Annotated in this window: 24 protein-coding genes and 1 pseudogene; 17 read left to right on the top strand and 8 right to left on the bottom strand. The window is 65.9% G+C overall.

The genetic code is table 11. The features are described 5' to 3' along the window. Positions 1-72: 72 nt before the first annotated feature. From HTS88_RS02830 to HTS88_RS02815, 4 genes and pseudogenes are all read left to right on the top strand, one after another. Positions 73-453 carry a MerR family transcriptional regulator gene (locus HTS88_RS02830; protein ID WP_174175252.1) on the top strand — a complete coding sequence of 127 codons (381 nt, stop codon included), beginning with the start codon at positions 73-75 and terminating at the stop codon, positions 451-453. Positions 454-898: 445 nt separating this feature from the next. Beyond that, positions 899-1,318: a hypothetical protein gene (locus HTS88_RS02825; RefSeq protein ID WP_174175250.1), complete on the top strand. Its 420-nt coding sequence runs from the start codon at positions 899-901 to the stop codon at positions 1,316-1,318. A 454-nt stretch (positions 1,319-1,772) separates the two neighbouring features. Then, entirely contained in the window at positions 1,773-3,440 is a 1,668-nt protein-coding gene (locus tag HTS88_RS02820; RefSeq protein WP_174175248.1) for a DUF262 domain-containing protein, read from the top strand. Positions 3,441-3,662: 222 nt separating this feature from the next. Beyond that, positions 3,663-3,863, top strand: a pseudogene (locus HTS88_RS02815) (recombinase family protein); the annotation flags it as partial. A gap of 47 nt (positions 3,864-3,910) precedes the next feature. On the opposite strand, the gene HTS88_RS02810 reads toward HTS88_RS02815, so the two are convergent. Together HTS88_RS02810 and HTS88_RS02805 are read right to left on the bottom strand one after the other, a co-directional pair. Continuing rightward, positions 3,911-4,219, bottom strand: a complete 309-nt coding sequence (locus HTS88_RS02810) for a hypothetical protein (protein ID WP_174175246.1) — start codon at positions 4,217-4,219, stop codon at positions 3,911-3,913. Positions 4,220-4,232: 13 nt separating this feature from the next. Continuing rightward, positions 4,233-4,571 (bottom strand): YnfA family protein, encoded by a 339-nt coding sequence (locus HTS88_RS02805; protein ID WP_174175244.1) that lies wholly within the window; start codon positions 4,569-4,571, stop codon positions 4,233-4,235. Positions 4,572-4,664: 93 nt separating this feature from the next. Here HTS88_RS02805 and HTS88_RS02800 point away from each other — a divergent pair, with 93 nt between their 5' ends. The 3 genes from HTS88_RS02800 to HTS88_RS02790 are packed head-to-tail and all read left to right on the top strand — an operon-like array spanning position 4,665 to position 6,480. Next, positions 4,665-4,991 carry an ArsR/SmtB family transcription factor gene (locus HTS88_RS02800; protein ID WP_174175242.1) on the top strand — a complete coding sequence of 109 codons (327 nt, stop codon included), beginning with the start codon at positions 4,665-4,667 and terminating at the stop codon, positions 4,989-4,991. Then, positions 4,988-5,815, top strand: coding sequence for a cation diffusion facilitator family transporter (locus HTS88_RS02795; RefSeq protein ID WP_174175240.1), 828 nt, complete (start codon positions 4,988-4,990; stop codon positions 5,813-5,815). Before HTS88_RS02800 ends, HTS88_RS02795 begins: the two co-directional genes overlap by 4 nt. After that, positions 5,812-6,480 (top strand): DsbA family protein, encoded by a 669-nt coding sequence (locus HTS88_RS02790; protein WP_246255902.1) that lies wholly within the window; start codon positions 5,812-5,814, stop codon positions 6,478-6,480. The genes HTS88_RS02795 and HTS88_RS02790 overlap by 4 nt, the downstream gene beginning before the upstream one ends. Positions 6,481-7,088: 608 nt before the next feature. Here HTS88_RS02790 and HTS88_RS02785 read toward each other — a convergent pair. After that, complete coding sequence (locus HTS88_RS02785) at positions 7,089-7,454, bottom strand: peptidase inhibitor family I36 protein (RefSeq protein ID WP_174175238.1); 366 nt, start codon at positions 7,452-7,454, stop codon at positions 7,089-7,091. Between the two features lie 546 nt (positions 7,455-8,000). Here HTS88_RS02785 and HTS88_RS02780 point away from each other — a divergent pair. From HTS88_RS02780 to HTS88_RS02770, 3 genes are all read left to right on the top strand, one after another. Further along, positions 8,001-8,708, top strand: a complete 708-nt coding sequence (locus tag HTS88_RS02780) for a protein tyrosine phosphatase (protein ID WP_174175236.1) — start codon at positions 8,001-8,003, stop codon at positions 8,706-8,708. 190 nt (positions 8,709-8,898) lie between these two features. After that, positions 8,899-9,477: an RNA polymerase sigma factor gene (locus tag HTS88_RS02775; protein ID WP_174175234.1), complete on the top strand. Its 579-nt coding sequence runs from the start codon at positions 8,899-8,901 to the stop codon at positions 9,475-9,477. Further along, entirely contained in the window at positions 9,470-10,276 is an 807-nt protein-coding gene (locus HTS88_RS02770; RefSeq protein WP_174175233.1) for a hypothetical protein, read from the top strand. The genes HTS88_RS02775 and HTS88_RS02770 overlap by 8 nt, the downstream gene beginning before the upstream one ends. A gap of 43 nt (positions 10,277-10,319) precedes the next feature. Here HTS88_RS02770 and HTS88_RS02765 read toward each other — a convergent pair whose 3' ends face one another. Next, positions 10,320-10,883 (bottom strand): COG4315 family predicted lipoprotein, encoded by a 564-nt coding sequence (locus tag HTS88_RS02765; RefSeq protein ID WP_174175231.1) that lies wholly within the window; start codon positions 10,881-10,883, stop codon positions 10,320-10,322. A 178-nt stretch (positions 10,884-11,061) separates the two neighbouring features. Between HTS88_RS02765 and HTS88_RS02760 the strand changes: the two genes are divergently transcribed. Both HTS88_RS02760 and HTS88_RS02755 read left to right on the top strand, forming a co-directional pair. Next, positions 11,062-11,562: a sigma-70 family RNA polymerase sigma factor gene (locus tag HTS88_RS02760; protein WP_104186485.1), complete on the top strand. Its 501-nt coding sequence runs from the start codon at positions 11,062-11,064 to the stop codon at positions 11,560-11,562. Continuing rightward, positions 11,559-12,218 (top strand): zf-HC2 domain-containing protein, encoded by a 660-nt coding sequence (locus HTS88_RS02755; RefSeq protein ID WP_174175229.1) that lies wholly within the window; start codon positions 11,559-11,561, stop codon positions 12,216-12,218. The genes HTS88_RS02760 and HTS88_RS02755 overlap by 4 nt, the downstream gene beginning before the upstream one ends. Positions 12,219-12,237: 19 nt before the next feature. Here HTS88_RS02755 and HTS88_RS02750 read toward each other — a convergent pair whose 3' ends face one another. Further along, positions 12,238-13,086, bottom strand: a complete 849-nt coding sequence (locus HTS88_RS02750; RefSeq protein WP_174175227.1) for a DUF1206 domain-containing protein — start codon at positions 13,084-13,086, stop codon at positions 12,238-12,240. 237 nt (positions 13,087-13,323) lie between these two features. On the opposite strand from HTS88_RS02750, the gene HTS88_RS02745 reads away from it, so the two are divergent. After that, complete coding sequence (locus HTS88_RS02745) at positions 13,324-14,907, top strand: hypothetical protein (protein ID WP_174175225.1); 1,584 nt, start codon at positions 13,324-13,326, stop codon at positions 14,905-14,907. Between the two features lie 3 nt (positions 14,908-14,910). Then, the gene (locus HTS88_RS02740) at positions 14,911-15,357 is read left to right on the top strand and encodes a hypothetical protein (protein WP_174175223.1); all 447 of its coding nucleotides are present in this window, start codon (positions 14,911-14,913) and stop codon (positions 15,355-15,357) included. A 72-nt stretch (positions 15,358-15,429) separates the two neighbouring features. Here HTS88_RS02740 and trmB read toward each other — a convergent pair whose 3' ends face one another. Both trmB and HTS88_RS02730 read right to left on the bottom strand, forming a co-directional pair. Next, positions 15,430-16,353: a tRNA (guanosine(46)-N7)-methyltransferase TrmB gene (gene trmB / locus HTS88_RS02735; RefSeq protein WP_174175221.1), complete on the bottom strand. Its 924-nt coding sequence runs from the start codon at positions 16,351-16,353 to the stop codon at positions 15,430-15,432. A 94-nt stretch (positions 16,354-16,447) separates the two neighbouring features. Continuing rightward, entirely contained in the window at positions 16,448-16,843 is a 396-nt protein-coding gene (locus HTS88_RS02730) for a hypothetical protein (RefSeq protein ID WP_174175219.1), read from the bottom strand. A gap of 91 nt (positions 16,844-16,934) precedes the next feature. Between HTS88_RS02730 and HTS88_RS02725 the strand changes: the two genes are divergently transcribed. Beyond that, the gene (locus HTS88_RS02725; RefSeq protein WP_174175217.1) at positions 16,935-18,236 is read left to right on the top strand and encodes an MFS transporter; all 1,302 of its coding nucleotides are present in this window, start codon (positions 16,935-16,937) and stop codon (positions 18,234-18,236) included. A gap of 8 nt (positions 18,237-18,244) precedes the next feature. Then, positions 18,245-19,633 (top strand): MFS transporter, encoded by a 1,389-nt coding sequence (locus tag HTS88_RS02720; RefSeq protein ID WP_174175215.1) that lies wholly within the window; start codon positions 18,245-18,247, stop codon positions 19,631-19,633. Between the two features lie 70 nt (positions 19,634-19,703). On the opposite strand, the gene HTS88_RS02715 is transcribed toward HTS88_RS02720, so the two are convergent. Further along, positions 19,704-20,468 (bottom strand): class I SAM-dependent methyltransferase, encoded by a 765-nt coding sequence (locus tag HTS88_RS02715; protein WP_174175213.1) that lies wholly within the window; start codon positions 20,466-20,468, stop codon positions 19,704-19,706. Positions 20,469-20,795: 327 nt separating this feature from the next. Here HTS88_RS02715 and HTS88_RS02710 point away from each other — a divergent pair, with 327 nt between their 5' ends. Then, positions 20,796-22,703 carry a DEAD/DEAH box helicase gene (locus HTS88_RS02710; RefSeq protein ID WP_174175211.1) on the top strand — a complete coding sequence of 636 codons (1,908 nt, stop codon included), beginning with the start codon at positions 20,796-20,798 and terminating at the stop codon, positions 22,701-22,703. Positions 22,704-22,733 lie beyond the last annotated feature (30 nt).

Below are 22,733 nucleotides of genomic sequence, written 5' to 3'. Positions count from 1 at the left end.
GTCTCACCCCATACGAAAACTCTACCCTAACGTGATGGTAGAGTTTAAATCCGAAAGAGGACGGAGGCGCTGATGACAGCCAAGACCAGCAGCACCAACACCATGCACATCGGCGAACTGGCAGAGCGGACGGGCCTGTCCCTGCGGACCATCCGCCACTACGACGACGTCGGGCTTCTCCCTGCAACAGCGCGGACCGAGGGCGGGTTCCGGGTCTTCTCCGAGGAAGATTTCGAACGCCTCATGGTCATCAAGCAGATGAAGCCACTGGGTTTCTCGCTGGACGAGATGACCGAGATCCTTACACTGCTCGCCGGCCCGGAGGGCGCTGCCCCTGAACAGTCCGAGGTGCTGGCAGGGTTCCTGGACAGGGCAGTGCACCAGCGCGCCAAAATGGCCAGGAACCTGGCCCAGGCCGACGAATTCATAGAAAGACTAAGCCGGCTGCCGTGACCACCCAGCACCGCCGACCCGGCGAAGCCAAGGCAGCTCCCCAATAACCCAATGAGCCGCGGCACGCAACGGAAATGGGACGTCGCCGCAATGTTGTCAGAGGCTGCCTTAGCGGCACACGGCCAACGACTCATGTGCAATGGAACCCAGCGGACGCCACCCCGGGCTCTCATTCCGGGCAGCACGCCGCCAGACAACGCCGTGAAAAAGCCGCCATATACCGCCAAAAGTCACACGTACTACTGCGATGAGTGAGTCGCTCCGGGATTCTCGATTCGATCTGTTCTTGAAATCCTTCGTTTTCGAGAAGCTGAACACTGAGTCCACAGCCAGCCCACTGATTGAGATCTGCCTGCCGGTGCCCGGGGTCAATGACGGACCAGCGGCGGGCGTTCCACCTAGGAACAGAGGCTGCCTCCAAGGGGCGAAACTCTAACCGGTCTTCGTGCACAACGAAACACGCAACATCTTTGACCGTGATTTTGATCAGGACGGCAGCAACAATGGAGTTGCGGCTCGGAATTGGGGGCCCGGATCAGGAGGGGTCATGAATGTACCTGAGATTCACGAACTCGACGAAGAAGCGCTGGATGCGGTCCAGTGGGGAGAGGCTGTGCCATACATTGGTGGAAGTCATGACACCTCACACTGGATTATGGTCCTCCTCGATGGCAGCGGGAAAGTACTGGCAGAGCAAGAGTTTAGCTTTGCCGGCGACTTCCTCAATGAAGGCCTGAATGTGGTAGCGGCTATCCTCAATCCGGTGAAACTGGGGTATAAAGGCAGCTCTTGGGTAGAAACCGAGCAGGGATACAAAGCGCCGGTCGGAAAAATAAGCTTTGGCGGTGATCAAGCCCGTGGCTAATTACTTTCGTGGACCCACTACTCCCCAGATGAGATTGACGATGCTCCTTGTCGGTACTTCTGCGCTGGTAGCCGGTATTTACAGCGGAACCCACGAAGTAGAATCGAGTGCCACAGCCGATTGGGGGGGCCAGGTGCACGCTACGTGCGGATCAGCATTTGACCCATATCCCAGCAGGCAATTTTTCCCGGACCTGGCAGCCGCCTGTAATGCTGCCATCAGCCCATGGCTTCCCTTGGCGATTGCTCTGCTGTTTTTATCCGCCGTCGTCCTCGTTCGCTTCCTCTACATGCTCATCGGTCCGAAAACATCGGAGCGATAAGGCATGCGAGGCCCAGTTCCGGCCTCGAAGACAATGACGGCTTCCCGCGGCATTTCGGTTCACAACTACGGGGAAACCTCCCACGTTCGAGCTTCGATAAGGGACGTTTCCCCCGGCCATTACTCTTAGACCATGGCCCAGACGAATCCCCCCACTGCTCGCGACCCAAAACCAACGCCGGAGCGGATTCTCCAGCTGGCAAATCGTGTCCTCACTGGCGACATTGTGCTTCCCGAGTTTCAAAGGCCATTCGTCTGGAAACGCCAACAGATTCTCGACCTGATGGATTCCATCTACAAGAACTACCCCATAGGTAGTCTTCTCGTGTGGGAGTCCAAGCAGGATTTGGCGAGCAAGAGGGCTATCGCAGATCTTGATATCGCTGAACGCAGCGAAAATTACCCAGTCAACTATCTGCTTGACGGGCAACAACGCCTCTCCGCGATATGCGGCGTGATTCATTGGACGCCTGGAGACCCCAAGAGTGTCTGGAACGTCTACTTCGACCTCAAGACAAACCGCTTTCACCACTCAGACCACGCTGACGAGCTCCCTGTACATCAGATACCACTTCGGCGGATGGCGAATGCTCCCGACTTCTACCGGCGTCTAACACCTATTGATGATGAAGGGATGAGGGCGCGAGCGGACCTGCTGTTTACTCGCTTCCTTGAGTACCAGGTTCCTTTGGTAACGCTGGGTGACATGTCGATCGAAGACGTTGCACCTGTTTTCGAACGAATCAATTCCACGGGTACTCGTCTGACGATCTACGACTTGATGCGCGCCGCTACCTGGAGTCCTGAATTCGACCTAGGGAATACGGTCGATGGCATCAAATCTGCTCTGGAGGCCAAAAAATACCACACCTTGGACAGCAAGACTTTTTTGCGAACACTGGGGGCAGCGGCTGGCGGAGACTTTTCGGCACAAAGCATAGATGCCCTGCGAGATCTGAGCCGAGAGAAACTAACTACTTCAGCTGACAGCATGAAGGCGGCAGCGCTACGAGCAGCAGACTTTCTGGCGACTGAAATACGTGCACCCAGAGCGGAGTCGCTTCCCTACGCAAATCAGTTCGCGGTCCTCTGCGAGGTGTTTCGGTGGATCCCTACTCCTTCGCACGCGCAGCTCGTAGAGATCAAGAGATGGTTTTGGCGCACGACTCTTTCTGGCTACTTCGGAGGCTGGGACAGCGGCCAAATGACTCAAGACACGAAAAAGATCCGGGCATTTGCTGCAGGATCCTCAGCATCTCTTGGAGACGGCGGCGTAGTTCCAACTGCTTCACTCTGGAAGCTAAAGCCGTTCCGCTCCAACAGTGCTGTGTCCAAAATGCTTGGGTTGATGCTGGCGGCGGGGTCACCACTCGATCTGGTCAATGGCCAGAGAATTGACGTCGACAAGTCACTTGCATGGTCGAATGACAAGGAATACCACCACTTCTTTCCCCAGGCGTATCTTGCCCGACAAGGCGTCACGGGAACCCAAGCCAATGTCGTGGGAAACATCGTCTTGCTCACATCGATGAACAACATTCGCATCAAAGACCTTGCACCAAGCGAGTACCTCCGAGCAATTATCGCTGTTTCGGGCCGCGATGCTCTCGTCCAGAGGTTGGGGTCAAACCTGGTGCCAGCAGAGGCTCTCGACTACGCGCTGGAAGATGACTACGAAGGCTTCCTGAAAGTGCGGAGCGAGTTCCTTCACAACCATGTGCTATCCCTGACCGGAGCTGCGAGTGCTCAAGAGGAAGACGCCGAGCTTATCGACGATGTCGACGACGACACAACTGATTAGCTGCTAAAACGCCAATGACCGGTGTGCGGGGTGATGTTGAAGCTGGCCTTTAAGCGCAACGAAGGCCGGGTAGTGCAGATGACTTCTGACATTCCGTGCAGACGCCTTCTGAAAATGACAGGAGCGGCGTCGGGACGGGCATCTCGTTGTCTTGGAAAGTTGTCTCGCAGTGTTTTGTCTTGGGCGGGTGCCGGAAGGGGTTTTCTGAGGCAGAATGAGCCGGTGAGACATCTCGGATATACGCGGGTGAGCACTGCGGGCCCGGACGCCAAGCTGCAGCTTGATGCACTCGTCGGCGCGGGAGTTCAAAAGCGTGATGTCTTCGCCGATGTCACATCGGGGAGCCGGACTGCGATCGAGCGGCCTGGGATGAAGAAGCTTCTGGACTATGTTGAGCCGGGCGACACGGTCGTGGTGTGGCGCAAAAGAGCCCCGACAAAAGACCGCCAAAGAGCGCCGAACTCCACAAATCAAAGGCCCAGCGTAGAACGCAGCGCTACGCGGATGTCTTCCCGCGCGGGTAGGCCTGTCAGGCCGGTCTCGCTCGGATAGACCCTGCATGTCAGGGCCGGCGAAGCGGGTGAGGGGAACAGGTCGCGGCCGCCGGCGATGAAGGACGGCGAGCCGTGGAAGTCCAGTGCCTGGGCCTGTTCCTCGCTGACAAGCTCGAGAACCCGGACGTCTGCAGCGATCTCTTCGCTGCTCAGCGCTTTTCGGAACAGCTCAAGCGCAGCGGCGCTGTTGGGGCAGTCCGGGATGATCCGCAGTTCGTAGTCCATGGCCTTTAGTGTTTCAGCCGACATTCCTGGGGGCGAACATGATGACGGCGACCCCGAGCAGGCAAATGATCGAACCGGTGATGTCCCACCGGTCCGGGCGGAATCCGTCAAAGACCATGCCCCAGGCCAGTGATCCGGCGACGAACACGCCGCCGTAGGCGGCGAGGATCCGGCCGAAGTGCGCGTCTGGCTGCAGCGTCGCCGCGAAGCCATAAATGCCCAGGGCCACAACGCCCAGCCCGGCCCACCACCACTGCCGGCCTTCCCTGACTGACTGCCAGACCAGCCACGCGCCACCGATCTCGGCGGCCGCGGCCAGGATGAACAACAGGATTGTCTTCGTTATCGTCACAAACCCATCTTGGCAGCCCCGGCGCAAACACCCTGCCTTCCGAGGCTTGTGTACATGTTTGCGTGAATACATCGACGAATGTACCGTGAGGGTATGGAAACGCTCACGCAGGCCCCTCTGCTGGCCCGGTTCGGTTATGCGGTCTCGGACCCTACCCGCGCCCGGGTTCTCTTGGCCCTCTCAGAGGCCCCGTCCTATCCTTCGGATCTGGCTGACACGTTGGGGGTGTCCCGGCAGAGCATGTCCAACCATCTGACGTGCCTGCGCGGCTGCGGCCTCGTCGTCGCTGTCCCGGACGGGCGGCGGACCCGGTATGAGCTCGCGGACGCCCGGCTGGGCCACGCCATCAAGGACCTGATCGGTGTTGTCCTGGCCGTAGATCCGGCCTGCTGCGCCCCGGACGGGGAGTGCTTCGCATGACGGCGCTGCTGCAGGCGCCAAGTGCCGAACGCCGCGCCGTGCTGAACCTCCGGATCCGGATCTTCGCCGCCGCGACCATCACCTACAACCTCATCGAAGCCGTCGTGGCCCTCTGGGCCGGGAACGAGGCCGACTCTGCCGCGCTGATCGGCTTCGGCCTGGACTCGGTCATTGAGGTGACTTCGGCCCTGGCCCTGTCGTGGCAGTTCTCCGCGAAAGACCCCGAACGGCGTGAGCACCTGACGCTGCGGATCATCGCGATCTCGTTCTTCGCCCTCGCCGCCTTCGTGGGCCTGGACGCTGTCAGGTCACTGACCGGAGGTGAGGAGGCCCAGCACTCGACCCCCGGGATCGTGATCGCGGCGCTGAGCCTGGCGATCATGCCGGTCCTGTCCTGGGCGCAGCGCCGGGCGGGACGGGAGCTCGGGTCACGCACCGCGGTGGCCGATTCCAAACAGACCCTGCTGTGCACGTACCTCTCGGCCGTGCTGCTGGTCGGGCTGGTCCTGAACAGCACGCTGGGTTGGTGGTGGGCCGATGCCGGTGCCGCTTTGGTTATCGCCGGCATCGCCGTCCGTGAAGGCATTAACGCCTGGCGCGGTGAAGCTTGCTGCGCCATTCCCCACACCAACGCTGCCCATGGCCATGAACACGGTGTAGAAGTCGATGACTGCTGCGCACCGGCAACCAGCGGTGACACCACGGCCGCATCCGAGGCGCCTGTCGATGGGGAGCAGGAGGGTGCCTGCTGCGCCGGTTGCCAGGCCGAGGCAAAGCCGGACCCGGTTACCCTGACCCTCGGGACGAAACCGGTAGATCGTTGAGCGCCGTCACGACCGCCCGGAACGTCCGGATCGCCATCTGGACCGTCCTCGCGGCCCTCCTTGGCACAGGCGTGATCTGGTACGCGATGCTTACCGCGAACAAGCCCGCACCCACAGCGCCGGCGGCAGCCGCCGACGCGCAGCTGGTCCGGGACGACAGCCACCGCCTCACCAGCCCCGCAACGGAAAAGGCGCAGCTGGTCGAGTTCCTGGACTTCGAATGCGAATCCTGCCGCGCCGCTGAATCCCTCGTGCAGGAGCTCAAGCAGGAATACGGGGACCGGATCACATTCATCCACCGCTACTACCCCCTGCCCGGCCACGCCAACTCCGGCACCTCCGCCCTCGCCGTGGAAGCAGCCGCCCGGCAGGGCAAGTACCAGCAAATGGCCGTCAGGCTCTTCGAAACGCAGCCGCAGTGGGGCGAAAAGCAGGACTCCCAAGCCGCCCTATTCCGAACAAACGCCGAAGAACTCGGCCTGGACATGGATCAGTTCGACACCGACGTGGCAGCAGAAGAGACCAAAGAACGGATCCGCAGGGACGTGGCGGACGGAAAAGCCCTCGGCGTCACCGGGACCCCGACATTCTTCCTCGACGGGAAAAAGCTCACCCTTAACAGCGAAGCCCAGTTCCGCCAACTGCTCGAAGACGCAGCACGCTAACCTTTCGCGCCAACATCCCAGGCTTTCCCGTGCAGACGACTTCTGACATTCCGTGCAGACGACTTCTGAAACTGACAAAATAGGTGCCGAAAAAAGCCGTTTGGGGCCGCTATTTTTGATCAGAACCCATTGCCGGTATCAAAGCTGGTCGAACAGGGGGAAAGAGGGTATTTGACCTGTTTTCAGTCAAGCGGCACCCCGGGACTAGAAAGGCGTCTATGTGAGCCGGAACGTGATTGGTTATACCCGGGTCAGTACCCGGGGGCAGTCCCTGGATGCCCAGGTCGATGCGCTGGTCGCTGGCGGTGCTATCAAGGTCACCACCGCAGCCGAACGCGAAGCCGGCGAACTGAACGGCGACATGTGTGTGCTTGGAGCCTTCCAATGCACAGAGGGGACCCGACTGGGGGAACGTGCGGGGGTGGCCACGGCCGTCGGTGGCGTTCACCAGCACTATTCCCGCTGTCGTCTTCAGAAGCTGACCGCACAGCAATGGGGTCAGCAGCTACTGAAATTGAAAGATCAGGGACTCTGTCTCGCGGAAACCTGGGCGTTTCCGCGAGACGGCTGCTTGAGCGCCCGGCCCCGATCAGGACACCGATATGTGATTAGTAGCGGGTGATTACGCTGATCCTGTTTGCAAAGTCCCCGAGGTATCCCAGCTTGGCGCCGGCCCCCATAGCCCACCCCTGCTGGCCGCCGATCTGCCGATGCACTCCCCACATCGAACCCGTACGGTTCCAAATGCTTTCGATGTTGTCGTCCATCCCTGTCGGGCCGATATTGTCGGAGAGGTCCGGATCGCCGACCTTGTACTGGGCGATCACTCCAGTGCCGTTCGGCCCGGTGAACGCACAGAAGTACCCAGCTTCACACCGGTCCCGTCCTGTGGCGGCCTGCGCTGGCGTCGCTATTCCCGCGAGGCCCACGAACGCTGCCGCGACCGTCACCAAACCAGCTTTAAAGACTCGCATATTTCCCCCTGTTTTCTCCCGATGCGCAACGTGACGCTCACGCCGCTGACCACCTCGTGTTCAGGTTAGCCGACCCCAGCCTCCCCGTTACGACGCCCGAGCATCTCGGCTTGTCATCCCCCTCGGGTCTTGCCCCGAAGCCCGCCAATCGGCTACCCCCGGGATCCGATCTGGAAAAACCCATGACCTCACGCATCCGACTGATCACTACCGGTGACTGTGAAGCCCTGGCCGAACTACAAATACGCAACCGCGATTTTTGTCGTCTTGGGATCCCGTTCGGAGGGATGACTACTTCACTTGGAGGGGTAGCGCGCGAACATCGAGGCAGTTCTGGCACGTCTCACGCTTGGCGAGGCCATGTCCAGGGGCCACGACGCGGTGTGAGCGGGCTCCAGCCTCCACGGTCAGCAGACCACCGATGCTGGCGCGCTGAAAAAGTTCCTGCACGCCCGTAACCTTTCCGCCGTCCCCTGCGATGTAGGAGGTGATGGGCCCGCCCGACGGGCCCGAATCGAAAGTGTTGTCTAGGTTTTGGAGTTTTAAATGTCGTTGTTCACCGTCCTCGCCACCAGCAAAGTCGCTGCCGGAGTCCTGGCAGCCGGCACCATTGCCGTCGGCGGAACCGGCGCCGCAGCCGTTTCCGGCGTCCTCCCCGCCCAGGCGCAGCAGACCGCCCACGACCTCTTCGGCGCTCCCGCCCCGGAGCTCGCATCGGAAGCAGCCAGTGACGCGCAGGCCAGCGCGGAAGCCACCGCCGAGGCCGCTGCCGAGGCCGGCAACGAGACCGCAGCAGACGCCGACGCCGACGTTGCTGCCGACGCAGAGGCGTCAGCCGCAGCCGACGCCAAGGCCACCAACGAGAACGCCTCCGCCAACGCTTCCGCTTCTGCTGCCGCGGACACCGCCGTTGACGCAGCCGGCGCCGCAGCATTCGGCCTGTGCACCGCCTTCACCAACGGCGGCCTGAACGCTTCCTCCGAGGGCTTCTCCTCCCTGGTGATCGCTGCTGAAGGCGAAGCGAACGTGGAAAGCTACTGCGCCGACGTCGTGACCGAAGCTGACGCCGCCGCCGAGGCCGGCGCCGCAGCAAACGGCTCCGCAGCTGTTGACGTTGAGCGCCCCGAGCTCCCGGCCGTTCCGGCAGTGCCTGCCGTTCCCGGCGTTGACGGCAAGCCCGCCGTCCCCGCCGTCCCTGCTGTTCCCGCCCAGGGCGGCAACGTAGTGGACACCCCCTCCGTTTCAGTCCGCTAAGGGCTGATCGCTAGTCTGTACTGCGGGAACCGGCCCCAGGCCTGTTCCCGCAGTACAGACAGACCCGGCGGGCCCCGAACGCAACCACCCGTTCGGGGGCCCGCCGGGAGCACCTGCCGACAGGCAGCAGGAAACACAGGGGACAGGCTGTCCCTTCCGGAAACCGGACAGCCGCACCCCGCGTCCTGGGATGGAGGAGCCGCTGGTGCTCAGCACTTTGGCCCAAGAAGAGATCGACATATTCGAGAGTGCGGCCGGAACAGACCCGGCTGTGCTCTTCGGCGCTGCCTACAGGTCCTTCGCCGGCCCCGTGCAGGGATACCTCAAAGCCCGTGGCGTGGACGATCCGGAAGCAGTTACCCAGGACGTGTTCCTGGCGTTCTACCCTAAAATCAGCGAACTTACCGGGGGACTCCAGGGCGCCAAGTCCCTGCTCTTTTCCATTGCCCACGCACGGATGGTGGATTACTACCGCCGGCTGGAGCGCAGGCCCCAGCTCAGCCCGTACGATCCACACCAGGATGCCAGGACCACTCCGTCCGCGGAGGACCACGCCGTTGAACTCACCGGCGGGGCCGTGGCCCTGCTGGATGGACTCAGCGAGGAACACCAGGAAGTGCTGGCCCTCCGGGTGGTGGCCGATCTGTCCATCGACCAAGTTGCGCAGATCATGGGCAAGAGCCCCGGTGCCATCAAACAGCTCCAGCGCAGGGCCCTTCACAACCTCAAGGTACAAACGCTCCAGAGAAACCAGGCGAATCATGAGTGACACCGCAGGAACCCGCAGCGACGCCTTTGTCGACGAGCTGCTGCTTGAGGCAGGCATGGACGACGACGGCCGCCTCCGCCCTGCCCTGCTGGAGCTTCGTGCGCTCGCGGACGCCGCGCCCGAGCCTTCCCCCGCGATTGCGGCGCTGATGGCCCCTGCCGGAGCGGCTGCACCTGCCGCGGCCGCAGCCGCTGCCGCCGCACCGGGTGCCGCCGCAGCCGGCGCCGCAGCCGGTCCCGCTGCCCCCCAAGAGTCACCGCGGGTTGACGAACTGGCCGCCCGCCGCAGGGCCAAGCGCCGGATTGCCCTCACCACCCTCTCCGTGGCGGTCTCGCTGGGTGCCGGCGGGGCTGTTGCCGCAGCCTCGGACCAGGGGATCCGTGACTCGCTCACGCAGCTGAACCACACCATCACGTCCTTCGTGACGGGGAGCGGCGCATCCCCGGCCGGTCACCAGGGCGAACAGCCGGCCGCGCCGCTGCCCACGGCACCCGCCGGAACCGCTCCAGCCGGAACCGCACCGGCCGGCACTGCGCCTGGCGGCTCCGCCTCGGTTCCCGGGGACCCGGCCGAAGCCACGCACCCGGCCGCCGCCCCGCCGTCGGACGGTGCAGTTGCGCCGGAGGCCCCCGTCGGGCAGGGGACAACCCCGGGCAAGCCCGGCGATGTCCCCGTGCCCGGCGCTGTGCCCGAAAACGTGCCCGGGCACATTGCCGACGGGCTGGGCAAGGCACCGGAAGTGCCGGTCCCGTCACAGGTTCCGCTGCCCGGGAACCTTCCGTCCGTCCCGCTCCCGTGACGCCTGAGCACTGGACAGCAGGGCCGGGTACCGGAAGGCCGGCTCAGTAGCCGGATGCACCCATCCTGATCATTTCGCCGGACGGATCCGCCAGGTACCAGACGCCGTTCACGCCATGGCCCAGGATGTCGCCGGGCTTCGTGTCCTTGGCGAAGTAGTACAGCGGCAGTCCGTTCAGCGTCACCTGCTTCGCGCCGTCCGGCGTCGTGATGGTGCCTACGGTCCCGGTGACACCTTCCACCTGGGGCGTCTCAGCGGCGGTGGTGACCGGGGGCCACGCTGCCAGGCAGGCGTCCGTGCAGGCACTGGTCCCGGAGTCCTTCACGTCCTTCGTGAAGAAATACACGCTCATCCCGTTGGCGGCCACCACAATGTCCCCGGCGCTTGAGGAAGCCGTCTTAAGGTCGACGGCGGCACTTGCCGGCGGGGCGGACGTTGCGGACGGCGGGGTGACGGACGCGGCGGGGGCGGTTGCAGAGGCCGGCGGTGAACCTTCCGTGACGGCCGGGCTGGTGGTTGCCGGTGCCGTTCCCGGGCTGCCGCCGCAGGCAGCCAGTGCCGCGGAAAGGGCCAGGACGGCGAGTCCTGCGCCCACGTTGAGTTTCATGGCGTTGCTCCTTGCTGGTGGGCCCGGCGTCGGACCGCCGGACGCTAACCCTTACGACGCACCGGGGTGAACAATGGTTCACACAGGCCGCCGCCGGCGGTTGAACCTTCCGGCCGCGGGCGGCGTCTTTACGGTGGTAAGCAGGAATGTGGTGCAGACGCCCGGCAGGAGGGACGGCATGCCGCTGGATGAGGACGTGGTGGCGTCCATCTACCGCGACCACGGCGCAGCCCTGCGCCGCTTCGTGCTCAGCGCCTCCCACGACCCCCAGCTTGCCGAGGACGTGGTGCAGGAAACCGTGCTCCGCGTATGGCAGCACACCCCCGAGATCACGGGCAGCCTCCGCAGCTACCTGTACCGGACGGCCAGGAACATCATGATCGACAACTACCGCAGGGCCCGGCGCCGTCCCGCCGAAACCCTGGAAAGCGGCCTGACAGAACCCGCCGCCGTTCCGGAGAGAGTGGACGAGCTGCTCAACCGCGTGCTGGTCGAGGAGGCGCTGCTGCGGCTGAGCAAGGAACACCGGGACGTCCTGGTGGCGCTGCACTACCGCAGGTTCACCGTGAACGAGGCCGCCGTCCAGCTCAACATCCCCAGCGGCACCGTCAAATCCCGCGCCTACTACGCCGTGCGGGCGCTGCGGACCATCCTGGACGAGATGGGGGTGGAACGGTGAACAGCGCCGAAACCCACCACCTGCTCGGCGCCTACCTGCTGGGCGGACTCGACGCGGAGGATCTGCAAGCCTTTGAAGCCCACCTGCAGGAGTGCGGACAATGCCGGAAGGAACTTGCCGGCCTGGAGAAGGTTCCCATGATGCTGGACGCCCTTCCGGTGCCGGACGCTGTGGCGCTGACGGTGGCACCGGGAACGGCGGACCCGCTGCCCCCCTCCGATCCCGCGCCGCTGCTGCGCAAACTGGCCCGCCGCCGTCGGACATTACGACGGCGGTGGACGGCACTGGCGGGCGCGGCGGCCGCCGCGTGCCTGGCACTGGGCCTGGCCGCGGGTCCGCTCCTGGCCCGGCCGCCGCAGCCGGACGCCACCTATTCGGTGCAGTCAGCCGGAGGCCTCCAGTTCAGCATCGACCTCGCCCGGAAGACCTGGGGAACCGAGCTGGCCGTGAACGGAAGCAGCCTGCCGCAGGACGGGACGCTGTCCCTGTGGGTCCGGGACCGGGCGGGCGGCGAGGACCGTGCCTGCGCCTGGACGGCCACCCCCAGCGGCAGGGTCAGGATCACGGGGGCCACGCCCGTCCAGCTGGGGAGCATCTCCAGCGTGGAGCTGCGGGACGGCACCCAGCGCGCCGTGGCAGTGGTGACCGTCCCCTGATTCTCCAGGCTCTACCGGTTTAGCGGTTCATTTTGGCCAGCTTGGCCCGCACCATCATGAACACGCCGTAACAGATCAGCCCGGCACCCACCGCGGCGAGGAGATAGATGCCGAAGGGCTGGTCGCGCAGTGCCCGCAGCCCGCCGTCGAGCCCGGTTGAGTCCTCCGGATGCGCCTGCAGGGTGGCGATGGCGATCAGCAGGCCCGTCAGCAGCAGCACCGTTCCCTTGGCCACGTACCCGGTGACGCCAAGGACGGTCACAGCGGTCCGCGCCGAGGGGGATGCGGGCATGACCAGGTGCTTTGCGAAGGATTTCTTCACCCCGCGGATGCCGTACACCAGACCGGTCACCGCGATGCCCACACCGAGCAGGACCAGCAGGGCCACGCCGCCGGGAGCCTTCATGACCGCGATGGTCAGGTCGCTGGCGGTCTTCTGGTTGTCCCCGCCGGAGCCCGTTCCCGTGGCGAAGGACATCAGGGTCAGGGCGAGCCCGGCGAACACCAGCGCCTGGGCACCTGCCTTGGCCTTCTTTCCGGCCTTTTCCTTGGTGGGCAGGTGGTTGTAGTCGAAAATGGCATCGCTGACCTGCCACAGTGCCAGTGCAGCGCACGCGGCGAAACTTGCCCAGAGGAGGAACGGCCCGGCCGGCTGGGTGGCAAGCTCCGCCACCGCGCCGCTGAAGTCCGCGTTCCCGGTACCGCCAAACGCCAGCCGGATGGCGATTGCCCCCACCAGCAGGTGCAGGATCCCGCTGGCCGCAAACCCGGCCCTGGCCAGCAGTTCCAGCGTCCGCGAATTGGTGACGTTCTCCGCCGCGTCGGCGGCCTGCTTCAGTTCTCTTTTGATGGCAATTCCTTTGTGCACGTGCTCTTCCGGTGTGCGCCCCTGCACACTAGGGCAATCGTGCCACGCCCGGGCGGTACTGGAACAGCGGCCGCCGCCTGTGGCCTGGCCGCGGCGGTTACGCCCCGGCCCGGCCGCGCCCCGTTGCCTATGACACGGGGCGATGGGGAGGGATGCCCATCGCCCCGCCGTGGCAGCCGTGCAACGATATGGACCAGCGATTGAACACGCACCGCGAACATCTCCCGGGGGAACACCATGACTTTTTACGGCGCTGACGTCAGCCAGCTGCGGGCCCTGGCCAAGGCCGCCGACAGGGCGGCGTCATCGCTGAGTACCCAGGCAAGCTCACTGCACAGCCAGATCCAGTCGGCGCCGTGGAAGGGCAGCGACGGAGACCGGTTCCGGCAGGAATGGAGCGGAAACCACCGCCCAGGCCTGGAAAAGGTGGTGTCCAGCCTGCGGGAGAACTCCAGGATCCTGCTGCAGCATGCCGAGGAACAGGAGAAATCATCGTCATCGTCCACGGCCGGGACCGGCGGGAACAGTGCCTGGGACCGGTTCACGTCACTGGCCGGCCAGGCCCGGGACTGGCTGCGGGAACAGGCAGCCGCCGCAGCAGCAGCCGCTGAACACCGCCGGGAGCTGCAGTCGGACCTGGAGCGCATGCTGGAGGCAAGCCCGGAAGAGCAGGCCGCTTGGTGGGACAGCCTGTCCGCAGCTGACCGGCAGTACCTGATCGAAGGCGGCAACGACGCCGGCCCGTTTGCCCGGGACCTCATGCGCATGGACGGCGGGATCCCCGCCTCCGTGCAGGAGCAGGCCAGGCAGCACCTCCAGGAGCTGGCCAAGGCGGACATCCCCGTCTACTCCGAGACCGGCACGGCTTCCATTGAAGCCCGCGTCGCCTGGGTCCACGGCGGCGCCGAAGTGGGCACCGAGGTGGTGGAGAACGCTGACGGCTCCGCCACCATGAAGGTGTACGGGAACATGGGCCTGGGGGTGAATGACACCACCGGCGCTGCGGGAGTCACGCTCAGTGGCGAGGTTTCGCGCGAGTACACGTTCGGAAGCGTGGAGGAGGCCATGGAGGCCCGGGAACAGATGTACCGGGACCTGCCGCCGGACAGCGTGGGCGAGATCAAGGATGTGGCCGGCAACCCGCCGGGCTACATCCTGGACACCATCAACGAGGCCGCGGGCGACAACGGCTCCACAGGCCAGACGGACAAGGCAAAGGGAACCCTGTCCCTTGAAGCGGAGGGGGAGGCAGGCGCCGGCTCCGGCTCCGCGAAGCTGGACCTGGCCTACGAACGGAACCTCACGGACGGCACCGCGACGGCGGGCGGCGAGGTCTCTGCGCAGGGCAAGCTCAACCTGGACGGCCGGGTGTTCGAAGCGTCCGGCAAAGGCGGGCTACAGGTCAGCCTGGACAAGGACAGCAACATCGATTCGGTAACGGTGTCTATGGACGGAACGGTAGCGCAGGGCGTCACGGCCGGCACGGACGTCAAGGCGGCCAAGGTCGAATCGTCCGTCAGCGTGGGCAGCCAGGGCACCGTGAAGATCAACGTCGACTACACCCCGGAGAACAGGGACGTCATCGACAGCTATCTGCGGAACGTCGCCCTGGGCAACGACTACGGCGCGGCCCGGGACGCGGCGAAGCTCTACGAGGCCGGGTCTGCCACCGTCCAGGTCAACAGTGTTGTCACCGCCTCCCACGAGGCGGGCCTTGACGTGAAGGTGGGCGAGGTGGAGGTCAGGACCGAACACCAGGCCACCACCAACGTGTCCACGTACTATAAGGTGCCCAACGACACCAAGCTCGAGAGGCTGTGACCTATGTCAGTGCACATCGAATCCCCGCTGGGGTTCACCGCAGAATTTCCCGAGCACACCCAGGTCCTGGAAGATTCCACCGCCGGGCCCAACACAGAGCAGTACGGACTCCTGGGCGACGTCCTGGTGACCGTCATCAAGGACGATGCCTCCGTGCAGGGTGCCCCGCAGGCGAACGGGTGGGCGCACCTGATGTCCGAGTTCTACCGGGAAGAGCGGGGTGGTTCGCTCCTGGCCGAGGGCGAACTGAACCTTCCGGGGAAAGCTGCGTACGCCGTGGTGGTGGGCTACAACGACGCCGGGGATTCGGCGAAGATCGCAGCCACAGTGGGCGTCTGGGAGAACGGGCGGTTCATCGGAGTGGTGGTCATCTGGCCCTCTACGGACCCGTCCATTGAACCGAGGCTCGGCATGCTGAAGGAGATTGTGGCCGCCATCAGCGTGGCCTGACCCAGTTGCTGGCTGCTGCCAGTGCCTGACCCCGGTTGCTGCCAGCTGCCTGCTGGCTGTCCCTGGCGCTGGTCAGCGCCGGCGGTAGCAGAGGTCGAAGATCAGCCGCCCGGCCTCGTGGGCTTTTGCCTCGAAGCTGGTCCGGATCCTTCCTTCGAAGCGGGGTGCCCAGCCCCCCGTTTCGTCGATGCCTTCGTTGGGTCCCGTGTGCGCAGTGCTGACGGGAGCCCGGCCTTCCCTGACCGGGGCCCCGCCCACCACGGACTCGACGCCGGACTGCCACACCTGCGTCAGGGGGCTTTCCGGCCCGCGGCGCTCGCCCGTGTGGAGGTTTTCGAAGTCTTTGGAGTCCGCCAGGACGTCGCGGACGTGGACGGCGTAGTTCGACCAGTCGGTGGCAATGCGCCACAGCCCGCCAGGTTTCAGCGCCCTCGCTGCAAGGTCAGCGAACTCGGGCTGGATGAGGCGGCGCTTGTGGTGCCGGGACTTGTGCCAGGGGTCGGGGAAAAAAACCCAGAGCTCACTGACGGATCCGGGCGGGAGCATGGTGGCCAGAACCTCCGGGGCATTGGCCTCAACCACCCGGACGTTGCTGAGTCCGCGGCTGTTGATCTTGATGATGGTGTTGGCCAGGCCCGGGGTGTAGACCTCCACCGCCAGGAAATCCGTGTCCGGGTTCTGTTCGGCGGCATGGCACACGGCATCGCCCAGGCCCGAGCCGATCTCCACAATGAGGGGAGCGGTGCGGCCAAACTCCGCTTCGGCGTCGAAGGTGTAGTCCGGGTGGACGGAGGTGTTGGCAACGTGCCGCGGGACGTCCACAGCCCACCGTTCCGCGTGCTCCTCCCAGGCCGCCTGCCGCCGGCCCTGAAGGCGGGTGCCGCGGCGGACAAAGCTCACCGGCCGCCCGCCATACGTGCCGAAGGAAGCCTGCGTTCCGGGCGTGACGGGCCTCGGGACATGCGGCTGCTGGGGGTTTTCTGGGGATTCGCTCATCCCTTCCAGAATAGCGGCGGGCAGGCGCGGATGAATAAAAGCAGCAGGAGGCCATGCGTGGACGCCGTACGTGATTCCGGAGCGGGTGGATGCTTCAGAAATAGCGCATTCCGTGCATGAAACGCAGAGTGACGAAGAAACCGACAATCGAAACAATGCCGGAAATCCACAACGACTTCACCGCCAGGCGCCCGTTTTCGGACTCGGGCCCAAACTTCCTGATGGTGGAGAGGGCCAGGGAGACGGAGAGGACCCCAATGGGCATGGGAAGGCTCCAGAAGATTAAGGGGGCCAGCCAAGACGACAAAGTGTGCCGTCCGGAATCAGCGGCTCCCATGAGTGCGATGAGCGCGACGGGGAAGGTGAGATAGATGCTTGCCGGGGCTATCACTGCAAGCATCAGGCTGGACGTGGCAGAACGGGTGATCCCGGGTGGAGGCGCTGAATCTGGAATCGGAGTGCTTGGGCCGGGTGGGCGGGTATTGCTCATGTCTTCCAAGGTATGGTCCGGATCCGCGGGGCGGGAGGCGCCCAGGTTCTATGTGGATAACCGGGGAAACAAGTCCTGCAAGAATGGGCGGGTGAGGGAAGCGACGAACGCCGGGGCAAGGAAGCAGCGGACTGATGAACCTGCGGCGAGTGAGCCGGCAGGCATCCTGGTGGATGCCGAGGTTGATGAGTCGCCCGTACCCGGGCCCACCCACGTTGGGAGCCGCCGGCAGCTCGCCTACCTGGGGCTCTGCCTCGTCCTGATAGGACTGAACCTGCGCACAGTCTTCTCCAGCTTCTCGGCGGTCCTGCCTGAGGTGACGGCCCAGGCCGCACTCCCCGGCTGGGCCGTGGTGGTGCTGACCACGGTGCCCGTCACCCTGCTGGGAGTGTTCGCGCCGCTTGCCCCGGTCCTCGCCAGGCGGTTCGGCGCTGAGCGGGTGCTCCTCGGCGCCATGGCCGTCCTCACGGCCGGGCTGCTGCTCCGCCCCGTTGAGCTGCCGGGAGCCAGCCACCTGCCCGGGCTGCTCGCCGGGACAGCCGCATGCGGAGCCGCCATCGCCCTGTGCAACGTCCTGCTGCCCGGGCTGGTCAAGCGGGACTTCCCGCACCGGCTGGGCTTGATGGGAGGGCTCTACACCACGGCCATCTGCGCCTCGGCGGCACTCGGGGCGGGCTTCACCTACCCGGTGTACACGGCCTCGGGGGAGTGGACCCTGGCGCTGTGGTTCTGGGCCGCGCCTGCCGCCGTCGTACTTTTGCTCTTCCTGCCGGTGGCACTCCGCCAGCCCCGCATCCGGCACCAGGCTGTCAGGGACGGCGTCAACGTGTGGCGCTCCGCGGTGGCCTGGCAGGTGACCATCTTCATGGTGCTGCAGGCCATGATGTCCTTCAGCGTCTTTGCCTGGCTGGCCCCGATCCTGCGGGAACGGGGCGTGGACGGAGCCACGGCCGGGCTGATCGTCTCCGTGTGCATCGTGCTGCAGATGCTCGGCTCACTGTTTGCCCCGGCGCTCGCAGCCAGGTTCCGGGACCAGCGTGCCATCAACACCGTGGTGGCCCTGATGACCGGCGGCGGCTTCGCCCTGAGCATCTTCGGTCCCCTTGACCTGGTCTGGGTGTGGGCGGGGCTGCTGGGCCTTGGCCAGGGAAGCCTCACCGCCGTCGCACTCACCATGATCATGCTCCGCACCCGCGACGGGCACACTGCGGCGCACCTGTCCGGCATGATGCAGGGCGTGGGCTACGGGCTGGGCTCCACCGGGACGCTGATGGTGGGCCAGCTGCATCAGGCCACCGGGTCCTTCACCGCTGCCGGAGTCCTGTTCCTGGTGGTCGGCCTGCTGGCCGCGGTCTTCGGGTACCGCGCCGGCCGCAACAGGTACGTCAGCTGAGGGACAAGGTGCAGGATTCCGTGGTTCCAGCCACCCGTCCGGCGTCGGGAATCCTTGCCGGCCCGTACCTCTGGGTGACCGTGGGCACGTGCGCCCTGGTGTTCCTGGCAGCGTTTGAATCCCTTGCCGTCACCACCATCATGCCCCTCGTCAGCCGCGAACTCGGCGGCGCGGCCCTCTACGCCCTCGCCTTCGCCGGTCCGCTGGCCACCGGGGTGATCGGCATGGTTGCCGCCGGAAACTGGTCCGACCGGCGCGGACCCACGGCCCCGCTCTACACCTCCGTCGCGTTGTTTGTGCTGGGACTGCTGATCGCGGGAACCGCTGCATCGATGCCGGCGCTCGTGGCAGGCCGCCTGGTGCAGGGCCTCGGCGGGGGAGCCCTGACCGTCTCGCTGTATGTGCTGGTGGCCCGCATCTACCCCGGCGCGCTGCACCCAAAGATCTTCGCGGCGTTCTCGGCCGCGTGGGTGATCCCGTCCCTCGTGGGCCCGTTCGCGGCCGGCGTCGTGGCGCAGGTCTTCAGCTGGCACTGGGTGTTCCTGGGCGTGGTGGGCCTGGTGATCCCGGCGCTGCTGATGATCGCCCCTGTCCTCAAAAGGCTGGACAGCAAACCCGCCGGGCAGCCCGCCACACCCTGGGCAGTGGGCCGGCTGGCGTGGGCAGCGCTGGCCGCCGCCGCGGTGCTCGGGCTCAACCTGTCCGCCCAGGTGCGCGTTCCCGGCATCCCCGCAGCTGCAGGCACCCTTGCCGTCGTCGCTGTAGTTGTGGCGCTGCTGGCAGTCCGGCCGCTGGTTCCCCGGGGCACCCTCACTGCCCGGCGCGGCCTGCCCAGCGTCATCCTGACCCGCGGGCTCGCCTCCGCCGGGTTCTTCGGCGCGGAGGTCTACCTGCCCTACCTGCTGATCGAGCAGTACGCCTTCCCGCCTACCCTCGCGGGCCTGACCCTCACCGCCGGGGCACTGTCCTGGGCCGGCGCGTCAGCCGTCCAGGGCAGGCTGGGTGCCAGGCTGCCGCACCGCCGCGCCGTGGGCATCGGGGCGCTGATGGTCCTCGGAGCGGTGGTCCTGGCACTGGCAACGGCAGCGCTCAACTGGCCGGCCGCCGTCGCCATAGCTGGCTGGATCTCCGCCGGCGGCGGCATGGGGCTGCTGTATCCGCGGCTCAGCGTGATGACCCTGGCACTGTCCACCAAGAAGAACGAAGGCTTCAACAGCTCCGCCATGTCCATTGCGGATTCCCTGGGCGGGGCGCTGGCGCTCGCCGCCACGGGCATCGTCTTCGCGGCGTTTACGACGACGGCGGGTTCCTTCGCCGGGGTCTTTGGCCTTGCCGCCGTGCTTGCCGCCGCCGCAGCCGCCGTGGCGCCCCGGGTCGCCGCCGCCAAAACCCCTTGAATTCTTGTCCAGGTATGCAGGGTGTGAGGCCTCGGAAGCCTGCATATCCGGACAAAAACTCCATCGGGGGTCAGGGGAGCCGGGTTGCGCGCACCACGACGTCGGCGATGGTTGCCTGCTGGCCCTCCGGCCCCGTCACCGGCCGCTCCCGGCTGGTCTGGACCTCCAGCTGCCACCCTGGTCCGGCAAGTCCCAGTTCCTGGACCAGCTCATCGCCGGTGTAGAACATTCCCCGGTGGTGGTGCCCGGCACCGCCCCACGGCGGCAGCCGGTCCGGGTGGTGGCCCACCACCAGCAGCGTGCCGCCGGGCTTGACCGCTGACGCGGCCGTGCGCAGCGGCCCCTGCCAGGCGAGCTCCTGGGAATGCAGGAACTGCGCTGTCACCAGGTCGAAGGACGCCCCGGGCTGCCACTGCTCCAGGTCCGCCTGCTGCCAGGTGATCCGGCTGGCGATGGCGCCATCCGCGGCATGGACGCTTTCCCGGGCGAGCGCCGCCTTCTCGTGCGAGCGGGCCCGGTCCAGCGCCACCGCGGAAACGTCGACGGCGGTGACGGTCCAGCCCTGCTGGGCGAGCCAGATGGCATCCGCGCCCTCACCGCAGCCCAGGTCCAGTGCCTTTCCCGGCCGCAGGCCCCCGGCTTCCCGGACCAGCTGCGGGTTGGGTTTGCCGCTCCACATCTGGGGTTTGCTCCGGTACCGCTCATCCCAGGTGGCAGCTGCGTCCGCTGGGCCGCCTATCGCCGCGCCCCCGGCAAGCGTGCCGCCGGAAAGGCCGGCGCCGCCGTCGTGCGGGTGATGCTGCGTGTCATGCTGGTGGGCCGCGTTTTCGCTCATGCCCCAAGCCTGCCCCGCGCCGCCATTCAAGGCAACGGGGAGGGACTGGGGAAACCTGCCGGCGGCGGGATGCTAGACTGGTGGAACTTGATGTGCAGTGATGCCCAGGTTTTCCTGTTCGGAGGTATACCTCCAGCCAGGGACTGGGCTTTTTTCATGTGAGAGGCACATCCTGCGTCGATGAACGCGTTCCATTTGGTCCCGGCTGACTGCCAAAATTTGCAGCGGCCCGGTTGATCACCTGACTTTTCTTCGGCGAACCCCTGGTCCAACCGGCATCGGGGGCCGATATCCGCCTGGATACCGCCTGAAAGACCGTATAAATACATGACTACTTTTTCTGCCCTCGGTACACCCAAGGCCCTTGCAGACACCCTCACCGCACAGGGAATCGTTGAACCGTTCCCCATCCAGGTCAAGACCCTCCCGGACACGCTGTCCGGGCGTGACGTCCTGGGCCGCGGCCGGACCGGATCCGGTAAAACCATCGCTTTCGCCATCCCGCTTGTAGCAAGACTCGCTGAGCGGGAAGCCAAGCACTTCCGCAAGCCCGGACGCCCCATGGGCCTGGTCCTGGCGCCCACCCGTGAGCTGGCAACCCAGATCAACGCCACCATCGAGCCGCTGGCCAAGGCCGCCGGCCTGAACACCACCGTGATCTACGGCGGCATCTCCCAGGCGCGCCAGGAAAAGGCGCTGCGTGCCGGCGTCGACATCGTCATCGCCTGCCCCGGCCGCCTGGAGGACCTGATCCGCCAGCGCGTCCTCACCCTTGAGGCCGTGGAGATCACGGTCCTGGACGAGGCGGACCACATGGCCGACCTCGGCTTCCTGCCCGTGGTGAAGAAGCTCATGGACATGACCCCCAGCCAGGGCCAGCGCCTGCTCTTCTCCGCAACACTGGACAACGGCGTGGACAAGATCGTCCAGCGCTACCTGTCCAACCCGCTGACCCACTCCGTGGACGATCCGCAGGCTGCGGTCACCACCATGGAGCACCACGTGCTGGTGGTCAACGACCAGACCGTCAAGAAGCAGCTGATCGTTGAGCTTGCCTCCGGTGCAGGCCGCCGCGTACTTTTCATGCGGACCAAGCACCACGCCCGCAAGCTCGCCAAGACCCTGACCGACGCCGGCATCCCCGCCGTCGACCTGCACGGCAACCTGTCGCAGAACGCCCGCGACCGCAACCTGGCCGAGTTCTCCTCCGGTGACGTCCGCGTCCTGGTGGCCACGGACGTCGCAGCCCGCGGCGTGCACGTGGACGACGTCGAACTGGTCATCCACGTCGACCCGCCCACCGAGCACAAGGCGTACCTGCACCGCTCGGGCCGTACCGCCCGCGCCGGTTCCGACGGCACCGTGGTCACGCTGACCCTCCCGGAGCAGCAGACCGACGTCAAGAAGCTGATGAAGGCCGCCGGCGTCGAGGTCAACTTCGAGCGCGTCACCGCGAGCTCCCCGCTTGTTGCAGAACTGGTGGGCGAAATGGCCGAGAAGATCGATCCGCGCACCCGCGCAGCGCTGCTGGCCAAGAAGGCCGCACAGCAGGGCGGCGGCACCTCCACCGGTGCCAACGCCGAGCGCAAGCGGGCCCGCCGCCAGGCCGCACCCACTGCAGGTGGACGTGGCGGACGCGGTGGACGCGGCCGGGTTTCGGCTGAGCCCATCCGCACCGACCTTCCCCGCGCCGAGCGCCGTGCCGTCGCTTTTGAAGGCCGGACCGAAGCCCGGGCAGCTTTCGACCGGGTAGCTGAGCAGAACGAGGACCGCGCAGTGGCGGCAGCAGCTGCCCGCCGCAACAACCGCGGACGCGGCACGGCCTCCACGCACCGCAACGACGTCCCCGCGGCAGGTGGCCGTGCATCGGCTGGCCGCGGTTCGGACGGGCGTGCAGAGTCACGCGTCACCCGCAGTGACGCCCCGCGTGGCGGCACCGGCCGCCCGGCTTCCTCAGGGCGCCCGGCTGCTTCCGGCGGCCAGCGCAGCGGTCGCCCCGCAACGGGCCAGCGTGCAGCAGCAGGTGCAGGTGCAGGTGCAGGTGCCCGTACCGGTGGCGCCCGCTCCGCCGGTGCAGCTTCGGCCGGCGGCGGCAACAAGGCCGTCTGGTCCTCCAACACCGGCGGCACCTCCGGCGGATCCTACGCCGGCAACGGCGGCGGTTCCGGCCGTCCCGCCCGCAGCGGTCCCCGCCGCGCATCGGCCCCGGCGTCCAACGAACGGCGCAGCCGCTAATCCCCACTAGTTCCCCCATCGAGTGCTCCG

The sequence above is a fragment of the Pseudarthrobacter oxydans genome, assembly GCF_013314975.1.
In the GTDB taxonomy this organism is placed as follows: Bacteria; Actinomycetota; Actinomycetes; order Actinomycetales; family Micrococcaceae; genus Arthrobacter; species Arthrobacter oxydans.
The sequence above is the reverse complement of the archived record's forward strand: the minus strand, read 5'-3'. Positions and strand labels throughout refer to the sequence as shown.

Excerpts from the sequence above, each read along its gene's own strand:
- HTS88_RS02820 (WP_174175248.1), top strand. The coding sequence starts at position 1,773 with ATGGCCCAGACGAATCCCCCCACTGCTCGCGACCCAAAACCAACGCCG.
- HTS88_RS02800 (WP_174175242.1), top strand. The coding sequence starts at position 4,665 with ATGGAAACGCTCACGCAGGCCCCTCTGCTGGCCCGGTTCGGTTATGCG.
- HTS88_RS02765 (WP_174175231.1), bottom strand. The coding sequence starts at position 10,883 with ATGAAACTCAACGTGGGCGCAGGACTCGCCGTCCTGGCCCTTTCCGCG.
- HTS88_RS02830 (WP_174175252.1), top strand. The coding sequence starts at position 73 with ATGACAGCCAAGACCAGCAGCACCAACACCATGCACATCGGCGAACTG.
- HTS88_RS02760 (WP_104186485.1), top strand. The coding sequence starts at position 11,062 with ATGCCGCTGGATGAGGACGTGGTGGCGTCCATCTACCGCGACCACGGC.
- HTS88_RS02770 (WP_174175233.1), top strand. The coding sequence starts at position 9,470 with ATGAGTGACACCGCAGGAACCCGCAGCGACGCCTTTGTCGACGAGCTG.
- HTS88_RS02740 (WP_174175223.1), top strand. The coding sequence starts at position 14,911 with ATGTCAGTGCACATCGAATCCCCGCTGGGGTTCACCGCAGAATTTCCC.
- HTS88_RS02715 (WP_174175213.1), bottom strand. The coding sequence starts at position 20,468 with ATGAGCGAAAACGCGGCCCACCAGCATGACACGCAGCATCACCCGCAC.
- HTS88_RS02810 (WP_174175246.1), bottom strand. The coding sequence starts at position 4,219 with ATGGACTACGAACTGCGGATCATCCCGGACTGCCCCAACAGCGCCGCT.
- HTS88_RS02775 (WP_174175234.1), top strand. The coding sequence starts at position 8,899 with ATGGAGGAGCCGCTGGTGCTCAGCACTTTGGCCCAAGAAGAGATCGAC.
- HTS88_RS02710 (WP_174175211.1), top strand. The coding sequence starts at position 20,796 with ATGACTACTTTTTCTGCCCTCGGTACACCCAAGGCCCTTGCAGACACC.
- HTS88_RS02745 (WP_174175225.1), top strand. The coding sequence starts at position 13,324 with ATGACTTTTTACGGCGCTGACGTCAGCCAGCTGCGGGCCCTGGCCAAG.
- HTS88_RS02795 (WP_174175240.1), top strand. The coding sequence starts at position 4,988 with ATGACGGCGCTGCTGCAGGCGCCAAGTGCCGAACGCCGCGCCGTGCTG.
- trmB (WP_174175221.1), bottom strand. The coding sequence starts at position 16,353 with ATGAGCGAATCCCCAGAAAACCCCCAGCAGCCGCATGTCCCGAGGCCC.
- HTS88_RS02780 (WP_174175236.1), top strand. The coding sequence starts at position 8,001 with ATGTCGTTGTTCACCGTCCTCGCCACCAGCAAAGTCGCTGCCGGAGTC.
- HTS88_RS02785 (WP_174175238.1), bottom strand. The coding sequence starts at position 7,454 with ATGCGAGTCTTTAAAGCTGGTTTGGTGACGGTCGCGGCAGCGTTCGTG.
- HTS88_RS02730 (WP_174175219.1), bottom strand. The coding sequence starts at position 16,843 with ATGAGCAATACCCGCCCACCCGGCCCAAGCACTCCGATTCCAGATTCA.